The sequence below is a fragment of the Micromonospora sp. NPDC003241 genome (assembly GCF_053589795.1).
The window spans coordinates 19,282-31,863 of sequence record NZ_JBSFSO010000039.1; the positions used below are offsets into that span (position 1 = coordinate 19,282).

Sequence of the window (12,582 nt, forward strand, 5' to 3'; positions counted from 1 at the left end):
CATGTCCGACTCACTGCCTCTCGCCTCCATCCGGACGCAGGTCACCGTGCCGCTGCGGTTCCCCGACGGCTACGCCACCACCGCCCGGTTGTTCACCTTCGACGGCCTGGTCGACGGCCGGGAACATCTCGCCTTCGCCCTCGGCGACGCCGAGCAGGGTGGGGCCGTGCCGCTGGTCCGTCCGCACAGCGAATGCCTGACCGGCGACGTCTTCGGCAGTCAGCGCTGCGACTGCGGCCCCCAGTTGCGGGAGGCGGTGCAGCGGATCGCCGAGGTCGGCGGGTACCTGCTCTACCTGCGGCAGGAGGGCCGGGGGATCGGTCTGTACGCCAAGCTCGACGCGTACGCGTTGCAGGACGCCGGGCTGGACACCTTCGAGGCCAACGTGGCGCTGGGGCACGAGGAGGACGAGCGCGACTACACCGTGGCCGCGCAGATGCTCGTCGCGCTCGGTGTCGGGCCGATCGCGGTGCTCAGCAACAACCCGGAGAAGACCGAGCAGTTGGGGCGCCTCGGGGTCACGGTCACCGAGCAGGTACCCACCGGTGTCTTCCTCTCCCCGGCCAACGCCGACTACCTCGCGGCCAAGGCCAGCCGCGCCGCCCGCACCGTCGATCTTCCCTTCGTCCGGTGACCGGCCCGGCGACGGCGCAGCGCCCGTACGTGCTGCTCAGCTGCGCGACCTCGATCGACGGTTACATCGACGACGCCACCGAGGAGCGACTGCTGCTCTCCAACGACGCGGACCTCGACCGTGTCGACGCGGTCCGTGCCGACTGCGACGCGATCCTGGTCGGCGCAGGTACGGTCCGCCGGGACGATCCCCGGCTGCTGGTCCGCTGCGACCGGCGCCGGGCCGAGCGGGTGGCCCGTGGCCTGCCCGAGTCACCGACCCGGGTGACCCTGACCGGCTGCGGCGACCTGGATCCGACCGCCCGGTTCTTCACCGTCGGCGACACCGACCGGATCGTCTACAGCGCCAGCGGCGCGCTGGAGAAGACCCGGCACCGCCTCGGTGACCTGGCCACCGTCGTCGACGCCGGTGACCCGGTCGACCTGTCGCGGGCCCTGGCCGACCTCGCCGACCGGGGGATACAGCGGCTCCTGGTGGAGGGCGGGGCGGTGGTGCACGGTCAGTTCCTCGCCGCCGGGCTCGCCGACGAACTGCACCTGGTGGTCGCGCCGTTCTTCGTGGGGGACCGGCGGGCACCCCGGTTCGTCGGTGAGGGCCGGTTCCCCTGGCATCCGGGCCGGCGGGCCCAGGTGGTGGAGGCGCGTCAGATCGGGGACGTGGTGCTCACCCGCTACGCCCTGTCGGAGCGTTGCCAGCCGGCGTGAGTCTGCTGCGCCCCGCCCTGCCGACCCAGGCCGTGCCGGGTCATGGCCAGCGTGCCGCCGGGCGCGAGTGCTCGCCGTGCGTGTGCGTTACGGGTGGCCGGATCCAACCAGTGCCAGGCCATGGCGCAGGCCAGCACGTCGACCCCGCCGGTGGGTGGCGACCACTGGTCAAAGGTGCTGACGTGGACGCGGACGTCGGGATGACGCGTGGCCAGCAGCGCCGCCATCCGCGGATCGGGCTCGATGCAGGTCAGGGGTGCGCCGATGCGGGCGAGCACCTCGGTTCCCTTGCCGGTTCCGGCGCCGATCTCGACCACGGACGTCGGCGTGCCGCCGTGGTAGGCGACGATCTCCTCGGCGATCTCGGGCGGATAGCCCGGCCGGGCGGTCTCGTACAGGTCGGCCACCGACCCGAAGACGTCCACCACTCCACTCCTTTCGATCGACGTTCGACGCCTGCGACATCACCACCGACGCGCCGAGCGCGAGCGTGTCCCGCCCCTCCTGCGATCCCGCCGTGGAATGAGGCTCAGCCTTCTCCAGGATCCCACCGATCACCGCCCGGCAGCGCGCCGCGACCGGATGCTGATTGCTGTCACTCATCGCCGTCGGTCTGGCGTCCTGGCCTGACATCCGCTGAGCGACAGGGGCCGTGCAGGGGTAATCGGCCCCTGTCGAGCTGATAGCGCAGACGGGTCGATCCGGGTTGCCGCCCGGGGCCGACTTCTGGTCACCGGCGGTGCGGGTCAGATGGTGAAGCCGCCGTCGACGTTGACCGTCGTCCCGGTGAGGTAACGCCCGTCCGGGCCGGCGAGGAACGCCACCGCGGCAGCCACATCGGCCGGGTCCGCGTAGTGGCCGAGGGCGGTGAATCCGTTGATGGTGTCGGCGTTCGGGCCGTCGGCGGGGTTCAGTTCGGTGTTCGTGGCCCCGGGGTTCACCAGGTTCACGGTGATGGCTCTGCCGCCGAGTTCGCGTCCGAGTGACTTGGTCAGGCCGATCAGGGCGGTCTTGCTCATCGCGTACAGGGAGAAGCCCGGGAAGACGGCCCGCTCGGCCACGTTGCTGCCGATGTTGATGATCCGCCCGCCGGCCGGCATGTGGCGGATCGCCGCCTGCGCGGCGACGAACGGCGCCCGGACGTTGACCGCGACGGTCTGTTCGAACTCCTCCAGGCTCAGCTGCTCCAGTGGTCCGAGCAGGAACACACCGGCGTTGTTGACCAGGATGTCCAGTCGTCCCAGCTCACCGGCGACCCGGTCGACGGTGGCGGTCACGGCCGCCGGGTCGGCGCTGTCCGCGCGTACGGCGACGGCCCGCCGTCCGGCGGCCTCGATCTGGTCCACCACGTCGTCGGCGCGTTGCTGGTTCTGCTGGAAGGTCAGTGCCACGTCGGCGCCCTCCCTGGCCAGGCGTAGCGCCACGGCAGCGCCGATGCCACGACTTCCACCGGTGACGAGAGCCACCTTGCCGTCAAGTGCGTTGTTCATGACCCACAGCCTGGTCGACGGAAGGCCGGACATCTGGCGGTGATCGGACGTCGTGTTCGGGCGGGCTTACCCGTCCGGCTCGCCGTCCAGGTCATCGGGGCGGTCCAGGAACATCAGGCGGGCCTGCTTGTGCGGCAGGTCGATCAGTGGGCCCTCGACGAAACCGGCCCGCCGGAGTCGGGCGATCGCCTTTTCGTTGCGGGCGTCCGGTTCCATGATCAGTCGCCGTCGGGTGGGGTCGGTGAAGACGAACGCGACGAACTCGGCGAGCAGCGTGCCGGTGAAGCCGGGCTCGGGGCGTACCGGGGTGCCGATCAGCAGGTGGCCGCCGTAGTCGCCGGGGCGTACCGGGTAGCACTCGCCGACCGGGTCGTGCTCGGGCTGGTAGCCCTGGAACAGCGCCACCGGCTGCCCGTCGCGCAGGGTGAGGTACGCGTGATGGCTGGGCAGCGAGTCGACGTACCGGTAGACCTCCACGACCCGGTCCCGGTCGGCGTCGCGCATGCCCCAGAAGCGGGCCCGGTCCTGGCTGACCCAGCCGTGGACGACGTCCGCGTCGGCCTCCGGGTCGACCGGCCGGAAGGTGACGGTGCCGAAACCGGGGACGTGTCGCTGGCGGTGGTGCGGGTCAGTCATCGTGCTCCTCGGTGAGGCGGTCCCAGTCGCAGGTCACCTCGACGAGTTCGCCGCGCAACCAGTGGGCGAGCTGGTCGTCGCGGTGCTCTCCGGTGCCGGTGGCGCCGAGCGGCACCACCCAGCGGCTGTCCTCGCGGCGGGCCAGGTCCCACACGTACCGCGCGGCCGGCCCGCGCAGGCACAGGTCGGTGACGCCGGGGACGCTGGAGGTGGCCAGCACGCAGTCGCTGTCGCCGGAGAGTTCCGGACCGGGCGGAGCGGCCGGGTCGGGCAGGGCCTGCCACGCCAGCAGTCGGTGCCGCTCACCCCACCGGCGGGTGTCGCCGGTGGCGGCGACCTCCTCGGCCGCCGCCCGCACCAGCGCGTCGCGGTCCACGCCGGGCAGGTCGGCGTGCAGTAGCGGGACCACCGCGTACCCGACCCGGGGCACCAGCGCCAGCCAGGGGTGGAAGACCTCCGGGTGGGCCGGCGGCTCCGTCAGCGCGGCCAGCGCCGGATGGGCGGCGAGTCGCCGGGCCACCGCCGAGCGCAGGTCGGCGAAGGTCGCCGCGTCGACGCTGTCGGCGGCCATCCGGCGGTCCCAGGCCAGCAGCCGGGTCCGCAGGGCGTCGGCGTCGGCGCTGAGTCCGTCCAGGCCGGCCAGCACCGCGAGCAGCGGCTCGGCGCCGGCCAGGTGGGTGTCGGTGTGTACGGCGGCCATCTGCGCCGCGCGCCAACCGGTATCGGCGGTGAGCAGCGTACGGATCCGGTCGGCCCGGTACGGCGGGGCGAACTCCACGCCGAGACCGGCGGAGATGCCCCGCTCGTTGGCCATCACCGCGACCCCGTCGACCGGGGACTCCAGTGTGTCGTGCCAGCCCTGCCAGGTGTGCTCGGCCGACCAGCCGGGCACCACCCGCAGCCCGTTGTCCGGGTGCCGTCGTGGCACCCGCCCGGCGACCCGGTGCAGCAGCCCACCGTCGGTGTCGGCGGCGAGCACCACGTTGACCGGCTCGACCCAGCCGTCCAGGGCGGTGTCCAGGTCGCCGACGGTACGCGCGCGCAGCAGCGCGGGCAGCACGGCGAAGCCGAGGTCGGCGGTGACCCGGGGCGGGTGACGCAGGCTGACGGTCAGCTCGGGATCGTCGTCGGGTCCGCCGGAGACCACCGGCCCCCGCTCGGTCTCGATCACCTCGACCTCGACCGGGTCGGCGCCGGCCACCTCGATGGTCTCGACCTGCCGGTACGTCGGCCGCCACCCGTCCGGCCCGTACGCCTCGACCGCGTCACCTCGGCGGCGCAGCCGCTCGGCGTACAGGTCCTGGTAGTCGGACATCGCGTTGGTGATGGCCCAGGCCACCGCACCGGCGTGCCCGAAGTGCGGCAGGCCCGGCACGCCGGGCACGGCGAACCCGAGCACGTCGTACTCCGGGCAGGCCAGGCGGATCTGCTGGTAGATGCCGGGCGCCTCGATGAACCGGTGCGGGTCCCCGGCGATCAGGGGCGCGCCGGTGGCGGTGCGGTCCCCGGTGACCAGCCAGCCGTTGCTGCCGGAGGTCACCTGCCCGTCGACGGCGAACAGGCGGGCCGCCGACGCACCAAGCCGCCGCGCCACGTGTTCGCGCCACAGCTTGGTGGGCAGCCCGGCGAAGAGCACGTGGTGGCCGAGCCAGACGGCCAGCGGTGTCCACGGCTGCCAGGTGCCGGGGGACAGGCCGGTGGCGGCGAACTCGGGAGCCCGTGCCGCGCCCTCGGCGAGGCCGCTGTTGACGCCGTCGACGTACCGGCCGACCCATTCGGCGGTGGCCGGGTCGAGTGCCGCGTGACAGCGGCGCGCGGTGTCGGCGAGCCGCACCTGCCGCGCGAACCGGTCCCAGGCGAGCGCGTCCGGGCCGAGGAAGGCGGCGCTGGTGCCCTGGGAGCGGTGGCGTTCCACCTCGATCTGCCAGGCCCGGTCCAGGGCGGTGACCCGACCCTGCGCGTACGCCAGCGAGCCGGGGTCGTCGGCGCGCAGGTGCGGGATGCCGTACCGGTCCCGGTATCGCCGTCCACTGTGCTGCGGCGTCTCGGTCGGTTCGCTCACGTGGTCACCGTACCGGTGCGGGTGCGGGCGGCGGGTACCACCAACGGCGTACCGGTCTCCGGGTCGTCGATGACCCGGCAGGGCAGGCCGAAGACGTCCTCGACGAGGTCGGCGGTGACGATCTCGCCGGGTTCACCGGTGGCCACCACCCGACCGGCGCGCATCGCGATCAGGTGGGTGGCGTAGCGGGCCGCGTGGTTGAGGTCGTGCAGCACCGCGACCAGGGTGCGGCCCTGCTCCTCGTGCAGTCGGGCGCAGAGGTCGAGGACCTCGATCTGGTGGGCGATGTCCAGGTAGGTGGTGGGCTCGTCGAGCAGCAGCAGCGGGGTCTGCTGGGCCAGCGCCATGGCCAGCCAGACCCGTTGCCGCTGGCCGCCGGAGAGTTCGTCGACCATCCGGTCGGCCAGGTCGGAGACGCCGGTGGCCCGCATCGACTCGGCCACGATCCGCTCGTCCTCGCGGGACCACTGCCGCAGCAGGCCCTGGTGCGGGTAGCGGCCCCGGGCCACCAGCTCGGCCACGCCGATGCCGTCCGGGGCGATCGGCGACTGCGGCAGCAGCCCGAGCGTCCGGGCCACCTGGCGGGCTGGACGTCGGTGGATGTCCTCCCCGTCGAGCAGCACCGACCCGGCGGCCGGCTTCAGCAGCCGGGACAGGGCGCGCAGCAGCGTCGACTTGCCGCAGGCGTTCGGGCCGATGATGACCGTGAAGGACCGGTCGGGTACGGCGACCGTCAGGTCGTCGGCGACGACGCGCCGTTCGTAGGCGAGCCGTAGCCCGCTTCCGCCCAGCCGGGAGGTGGACATGCCTGGTGCTCCGTTCGTGTCGTGGGAGGTCACAGCCGGCCGGCCCGGCGTTCGGTGGCCAGCAGCCAGACCAGGTAGCCGCCGCCGAGCACGCCGGTCACCACGCCGACCGGGAGCTGACCGGGCAGGGCGCGCAGCGCCACCTGGTCGGCGGTGACGATCAGCAGCGCACCGATGGCCGCCGCCGGCAGCAGGTTCGCTCCCGGTGCCCGGGTCAACCGACGGGCCAGGTGCGGGGCGGTGAGCGCGACGAACGACACCGGGCCGGCGGCGGCCGCCGAGAGGGCGACCAGCAGGACGGCGGCGGCCAGCAGCAGCATCCGCAGCCGGTGCACCCGCACGCCCAGCCCGCTGGCGGCGTCGTCGCCCAGCTCGGTCATCCGCAGCGCCGGGCCGCAGGCCAGCAGCACCGGCACCGTGACCGCGAGGGCGGCCAGCAGGGGAGTGGCGTGGGACCAGTCCCGGCCGTCGAGGCTGCCGGTGAGCCAGAGCATGGCCCGGGCCGCCTCCATCAGGGGCGCGCGGGTCAGCAGGTAGCCGTTGACGCCGGTGAGGATCGCCGACACGCCGATGCCGACGAGGACCAGCCGATAGCCGTGCACGCCCCGCCGCCAGGCGATGAGGTAGATCAGCAGGCCGGTGAGGACACCGCCGGTCGCGGCGGCCCCGGCGAGGGCGGCGCTGCCACCGCCGACGACCACCACGACCAGCGCGCCGGTCGCCGCGCCCTGGGTGAAGCCGAGGATGTCGGGGCTGCCCAGCGGGTTGCGGACCAGTGACTGGAAGACCGCGCCGGCCACGCCGAGCGCGGCGCCGACGGCCAGCCCGGTGACCAGGCGGGGCAGCCGTAGCTCGGTGACGATGAACACCTCGTCGGAGGTGCCGCCGCCGGTCAGGGTGCGCAGCACGTCGGCGGGGGACATCGGGTAGTCGCCGTGGGCGACGGCCAGCACGCCGACGGCGAGCGACAACAGCACGCAGGTGGTGCCTACCGCGAGGGCGCGGGGGTGCAGCCGGAGCGAGAACCGGCCCGGGGTGCGGATCACGATCATGGGCGGGCCGTCCTGGTCCGGGTCACGAGCCAGAGGAAGAGGGGACCGCCGAGCACGGCGGTGACGATGCCCACTTGCAGCTCGCCCGGGCGGCCGATGATCCGGCCGAGCACGTCGGAGCCGAGCAGCAGCACCGGGGCGAGCAACGCGCAGTAGGGGAGCAGCCAGCGCAGGTCCGGCCCGGTGACGGCACGTACCAGGTGCGGCACGAGCAGCCCGACGAAGACGATCGGGCCGCAGGCGGCGGTGGCGGCGCCGCAGAGCAGGGTGATGGCGACGATCACCCCGGCCCGGATCAGGGCCGGGCGGGCGCCCAACGCCTGGGCGGTGTCGTCGCCGAGGGCGAGTGCGTTGAGCGGCCGGGCGGCGGCCAGCGCGGCCAGCAGCCCGATCGCGATGAACGGCAGCACCCGCCGGACGGTGTCGGTGTCGGCGCTGGCCAGCGAGCCGACGGTCCAGAAGCGCAGTCGCTCCAGGCCGGCGGAGTCGAGCAGCATCACCGCGCTGACGTACGAGAAGAGGGCCGCGTTGAGGGCCGCCCCGGCCAGCGCCAGCCGGGCCGGGGTGGCGGAGCGTCCACCGCCGACGGCGTACACGCCGAGGGTCACCACGGCGGCGCCGAGCAGCGCGAACCACACCTGGCCGGCGCCACCGCCGACGCCGAGCAGCAGGGCGGCGGTGGCGATCGCGGCGGCCGCCCCGGCGTTGATGCCGAGCAGGCCGGGGTCGGCGAGCGGATTACGGGTCAGTGCCTGCATCGCCGCCCCGGCGACACCGAGGGCGGTGCCGGCGAGCAGGCCGAGCAGCGTACGCGGCAGCCGCATGCTGTGCACCACGGCGTAGTCGGCGGCGTCGGGGTCGGTCAGGGCCGGCCACACGTCGGAGACGGGGATGGGCTTCGCGCCGACGGCGATGCTGAGCACCGCGACGGCGAGGAGCGTCAGCGCGGCCACGGCCAGCCCGACGCCGCGCAGCACCGTCCGGCGGTGCCGGTGGGGTGTTCCGGAGGGTGTCGCCGTCTCGGGGGGTGGCGAGATGATGACGGACAGTGTGAACTCCATTGTGGTGCGAAAACGCCGAACGGGACTTGACAGGAAGTTAGGTTAGGTTAGCCTAACCGGCGGCCGTTCGTGGTCTCCGACCCTGATCGAAAGACGACACCATGTCTCATCCCGTCTCCATCCGTCGCCTCTCCCGCCGGGGTCTGTTCGCTGCCGGTGGCGCCGCCGCCGTGGCGGCCGTACTCGCCGGATGCGGCGGGGAGGACGCCGCGACACCCAACGCGGACAACGCTTCCGGACCGTGGTCGTTCACCGACGACCGTCCCGAGACCGTCAAGGCCGACAGCCGCCCGTCCCGGGTCGTGGCGTTCACCGGCTCCGCCGCCGCCCTGGTCGATTTCGGACTCTCGCGAGAGATCGTCGGCGTCTTCGGCGAGACCAAGAAGGCCGACGGGAGCATCGATCCCCAGGCCGGCGACGTGGACGTGGACAGCGTCGAGATCCTCGGCAACGTCTGGGGTGAGTTCAGCGTCGAGAAGTACGCCGCGCTGCGCCCCGAGCTGCTGGTCACGCACATGTACGACCCGGGCGCCTACTGGTACGTCCCAGACGAGAGCAAGGACAAGATCCTTCCGCGGGCACCTGTGGTCACCATCACCACCGCCCGGGTGCCGATGACCACGCCGATCGCGCGCTACGCCCAGCTCGCCGAGTCCCTCGGGGCGGACCTGTCGGCGGCGAAGGTCGTCGACGCCAAGGCCCGCTTCGAGGCCGCCGCCGAGGCGGTCCGTCAGGCGGTCAAGGCCAACCCGGGCATCACGGTGATGGCCGCCTCCGGCAGCCCCGACCTGTTCTACGTCTCCAACCCCAAGGTCAGCACCGACCTGATGTACTTCGCCGAACTCGGCGTCGACATCGTGGTGCCGACCAAGCTCGAAGCCGGCGACTACTTCGAGGCGCTGAGCTGGGAGAACACCGACAAGTTCCCGGCCGACCTGATCCTGCTCGACAACCGTGCCACCGCACTCCAGCCGCCCGACCTGGCCGCCAAGCCCACCTGGAAGCAACTGCCCGCCGTGCAGGCCGGACAGGTCGTCGGATGGGACGCGGTGCCGCGCTTCTCGTACGCGGGCGCAGCACCCCTGCTGGAGAACCTCGCCACGGCGATCCAGGGCGCGAAGAAGCTCACCTGACGCCACCGGGTGGCCCGGCGTCATCGCGCCGGCCCGCCCGCCCCACCACCCTCCGAGACCGCAGCGCCCGCCGCTCGACGTACGAGCGGCGGGTTCCGGCTGCCCGAAACCCGATCCGCCGAGCGTGGAGGACGTCCATGACCCTGCCGGTGCACACCGCCGAGGCAACGCCGACCCGGCCGCCGAACGGGCCCACAACAGCCCGGGCCCACCTGTTCCACGCCGGCACAGTCGAGGAGTACCGGCGCGTCGTGGCGGCCGGCACCGAGCGGGTGGCCCGGCGGGTGGCCGAGGCGACCGGACCCTGCACCGGCGTACGCCCGGACGAGTTGGCGCCGCTGGTCGACGCGGTCGACCTGGACCGTCCGCTGGGTGACGCCACCGCCGCCCTGGACGAGCTGGAGGAGGTCTACCTGCGCGACGCGGTCTACTTCCACCACCCCCGCTACCTGGCCCACCTGAACTGCCCGGTGGTCCTCCCGGCGCTGCTCGGCGAGGCGGTGCTCAGCGCGGTGAACTCCTCGATGGACACCTGGGACCAGAGCGCCGGCGGCACCCTCATCGAGCGGCGGCTGATCGACTGGACGGCCGGCCGGATCGGGTTCGGCCCGACCGCCGACGGGGTGTTCACCAGCGGCGGCACCCAGTCCAACCTGCACGCCCTGCTGCTGGCCCGGGAGGAGGCCCTGGCCGGAGCCACCCCGGCCGACCGGCGCATCCTGCTGCCCCGGCTGCGGATCATCGCCTCCGCGGCCGGTCACTTCAGCGTGCAGAAGGCGGCCAAGCTGCTCGGTCTGGCCCCGGACGCGATCGTGCTGGTGGAGACCGGCCCGGACCGGCGGATGCGGTCCGGCGCGGTCCGCCACGAGATCGCCCGCTGTCGCCGTGACGGCCTGCCGGTGATGGCGGTCGTGGCCACCGCCGGCACCACCGACTTCGGCACCATCGACCCGCTCGACGAGATCGCCGAGGTGTGCGCCACCGCCGGGGTGTGGCTGCACGTCGACGCCGCGTACGGCTGCGGGCTGTTGGTCTCGCCCACCCGCCGGCACCTGCTCGACGGCATCGAGCGGGCCGACTCGGTGACCGTCGACTACCACAAGTCCTTCTTCCAGCCGGTCAGCTCCAGCGCGGTGCTGGTCCGTGACGGGCGGACGCTGCGGCACGTCACCTGGCACGCCGACTACCTCAACCCGGCCCGGATGGTCGCCCAGCGCATCCCCAACCAGGTCGACAAGAGCATGCAGACCACCCGGCGCTTCGACGCCCTCAAGCTCTGGCTGACCCTGCGGGTGATGGGCCCGGACGCGGTCGGTGAGCTGTTCGACGAGGTCTGCGACCGGGCCGACGACGCCTGGGACCTGGTCGCCGCCGACCCCCGTTTCGAGGTGCTGACCCGCTCACCGCTGAGCACCGTGGTGTTCCGCTGGCTGCCCACCGGGCCGGGGCGAGACCTGGCCGACGCGGCCAACCTGCGGGCCCGTGAGGCGTTGGCCGCGTCCGGCCTGGCCGTCGTCGCCGGGACCAAGGTGGACGGTCGGCAGTACCTCAAGTTCACCGTTCTCAATCCGCACACCACGCGCGAGGATGTCGGGTACGTGCTGGACCTGATCGCCGAGCACGCCGGCCGGTACGTGCACGCCCACGCCGGCACGCCCGCCGTTGACCTGACCTGCCCGGTCGGCTGACATGCCGCCGGAGAACCCGAGCCTGGAGGGCCGGATGTCCAGCTACGACTTCATCGGGATCGGTCTCGGCCCGTACAACCTCGGCCTGGCCTGCCTGACCGCGCCGATCGCCGAGATCGACGGGTTGTTCCTGGAGGCCCGCGACGACGTGTCCTGGCACCCCGGGATGCTCCTGGAGTCCTCCCGCCTACAGACCCCGTTCATGGCCGACCTGGTGACCCTGGCCGACCCCACCTCGCCGTACTCCTTCCTCAGCTATCTCAAGGAGATCGGCCGGCTCTACCCCTTCTATATCCGGGAGAACTTCTATCCGCTGCGGGTGGAGTACGACGCGTACTGCCGGTGGGCCGCCGGGAAGCTGTCCAACCTGCGCTTCGGCCACCAGGTGACCGCCGTCGAGTACGACCCGGCCGACGACCGGTACGTGGTGACCGCCACCGTCGACGGCGACACCGTCTCGTACCGGGCCCGGCACGTGGTGCTCGGCACCGGCACCCCGCCGCACCTGCCGCCCGCGTGTGCCGGGCTGACCTCCGACGCGGTGCACAACTCGCGCTACCTGTCCAACCGGGACGTGTTGCGGGCCAAGCGGAGCATCACCGTGGTCGGCAGTGGGCAGAGCGCCGCCGAGATCTATCACGACCTGCTCGGCGACATCCACACGTACGGCTACCGGCTGAACTGGGTGACCCGCTCGCCCCGGTTCTTCCCGCTGGAGTACACCAAGCTCACCCTGGAGATGACCTCACCGGACTACGTGGACTACTTCCACGCGCTGCCCGAGGCGACCCGCTACCGGTTGGAGTCCGAGCAGAAGGGCCTGTTCAAGGGGATCTCCGCCGACCTGATCGACGGCATCTTCGACCTGCTCTACGCCACCACCGTGCACGGCCCGGTGGACACCCACCTGCTGACCAACACCGAGCTGACCGAGGTGAGCTACGACGAGGCCGCCGGGGTGCACACGCTCGCGCTGCGCCACGTCGAGCAGGAGCGCGACTTCACGCTGGAGAGCGAGGGGCTGGTGCTGGCCACCGGCTACCACTACCGGGTGCCGGCGTACCTGGACCCGATCCGGGACCGGCTGCGCTTCGACGGGCACGGCCGGCTCGACGTCGCCCGCAACTACAGCATCGACCAGACCGGGCACGGCGTCTTCCTTCAGAACGGCGGTACGCACACGCACAGCATCACCTCGCCCGACCTGGGGATGGGCCCGTACCGCAACGCCTGGATCATCCGGGAGCTGCTCGGCCGGGAGCCGTACCCGATCGAGAAGTCGATCACGTTCCAGGAGTTCGGGGTGCCCGCGTGAC

At 72.7% G+C, this 12,582-nt stretch carries 12 protein-coding genes; 5 read left to right on the plus strand and 7 right to left on the minus strand.

Features of this window, described 5'->3' with window-relative positions:
* Position 1: 1 nt before the first annotated feature.
* Together ACWDVW_RS25040 and ACWDVW_RS25045 are read left to right on the plus strand one after the other, a co-directional pair.
* On the plus strand, positions 2-634 hold the full coding sequence (locus tag ACWDVW_RS25040; protein WP_131052902.1) for a GTP cyclohydrolase II: 633 nt from the start codon (positions 2-4) through the stop codon (positions 632-634).
* Complete coding sequence (locus tag ACWDVW_RS25045; RefSeq protein ID WP_449953283.1) at positions 631-1,338, plus strand: RibD family protein; 708 nt, start codon at positions 631-633, stop codon at positions 1,336-1,338. The genes ACWDVW_RS25040 and ACWDVW_RS25045 overlap by 4 nt, the downstream gene beginning before the upstream one ends.
* Here ACWDVW_RS25045 and ACWDVW_RS25050 read toward each other — a convergent pair.
* The 7 genes from ACWDVW_RS25050 to ACWDVW_RS25080 form a co-directional block, all read right to left on the minus strand.
* Complete coding sequence (locus ACWDVW_RS25050) at positions 1,305-1,763, minus strand: class I SAM-dependent methyltransferase (protein ID WP_449953285.1); 459 nt, start codon at positions 1,761-1,763, stop codon at positions 1,305-1,307. The genes ACWDVW_RS25045 and ACWDVW_RS25050 overlap by 34 nt on opposite strands.
* A gap of 321 nt (positions 1,764-2,084) precedes the next feature.
* Complete coding sequence (locus ACWDVW_RS25055) at positions 2,085-2,828, minus strand: SDR family NAD(P)-dependent oxidoreductase (RefSeq protein ID WP_449953288.1); 744 nt, start codon at positions 2,826-2,828, stop codon at positions 2,085-2,087.
* A gap of 66 nt (positions 2,829-2,894) precedes the next feature.
* On the minus strand, positions 2,895-3,464 hold the full coding sequence (locus ACWDVW_RS25060; protein ID WP_449953290.1) for a GNAT family N-acetyltransferase: 570 nt from the start codon (positions 3,462-3,464) through the stop codon (positions 2,895-2,897).
* Positions 3,457-5,526, minus strand: a complete 2,070-nt coding sequence (locus ACWDVW_RS25065) for a penicillin acylase family protein (protein ID WP_449953293.1) — start codon at positions 5,524-5,526, stop codon at positions 3,457-3,459. Before ACWDVW_RS25065 ends, ACWDVW_RS25060 begins: the two co-directional genes overlap by 8 nt.
* Positions 5,523-6,332 (minus strand): ABC transporter ATP-binding protein, encoded by an 810-nt coding sequence (locus ACWDVW_RS25070; RefSeq protein ID WP_449953296.1) that lies wholly within the window; start codon positions 6,330-6,332, stop codon positions 5,523-5,525. Before ACWDVW_RS25070 ends, ACWDVW_RS25065 begins: the two co-directional genes overlap by 4 nt.
* 29 nt (positions 6,333-6,361) lie before the next feature.
* Positions 6,362-7,384: a FecCD family ABC transporter permease gene (locus ACWDVW_RS25075; protein ID WP_449953299.1), complete on the minus strand. Its 1,023-nt coding sequence runs from the start codon at positions 7,382-7,384 to the stop codon at positions 6,362-6,364.
* A complete protein-coding gene (locus tag ACWDVW_RS25080; RefSeq protein WP_449953302.1) occupies positions 7,381-8,445 on the minus strand; it encodes a FecCD family ABC transporter permease in 1,065 nt (354 codons plus the stop codon). The genes ACWDVW_RS25075 and ACWDVW_RS25080 overlap by 4 nt, the downstream gene beginning before the upstream one ends.
* Before the next feature lie 101 nt (positions 8,446-8,546).
* On the opposite strand from ACWDVW_RS25080, the gene ACWDVW_RS25085 reads away from it, so the two are divergent.
* The 3 genes from ACWDVW_RS25085 (at position 8,547) to ACWDVW_RS25095 (ending at position 12,581) form a co-directional block, all read left to right on the plus strand.
* The gene (locus ACWDVW_RS25085) at positions 8,547-9,578 is read left to right on the plus strand and encodes an ABC transporter substrate-binding protein (protein ID WP_449953305.1); all 1,032 of its coding nucleotides are present in this window, start codon (positions 8,547-8,549) and stop codon (positions 9,576-9,578) included.
* Between the two features lie 137 nt (positions 9,579-9,715).
* Positions 9,716-11,266, plus strand: coding sequence for a pyridoxal phosphate-dependent decarboxylase family protein (locus ACWDVW_RS25090; RefSeq protein ID WP_449953308.1), 1,551 nt, complete (start codon positions 9,716-9,718; stop codon positions 11,264-11,266).
* 34 nt (positions 11,267-11,300) lie between these two features.
* Positions 11,301-12,581 carry a lysine N(6)-hydroxylase/L-ornithine N(5)-oxygenase family protein gene (locus tag ACWDVW_RS25095; protein WP_449953311.1) on the plus strand — a complete coding sequence of 427 codons (1,281 nt, stop codon included), beginning with the start codon at positions 11,301-11,303 and terminating at the stop codon, positions 12,579-12,581.
* Position 12,582 lies beyond the last annotated feature (1 nt).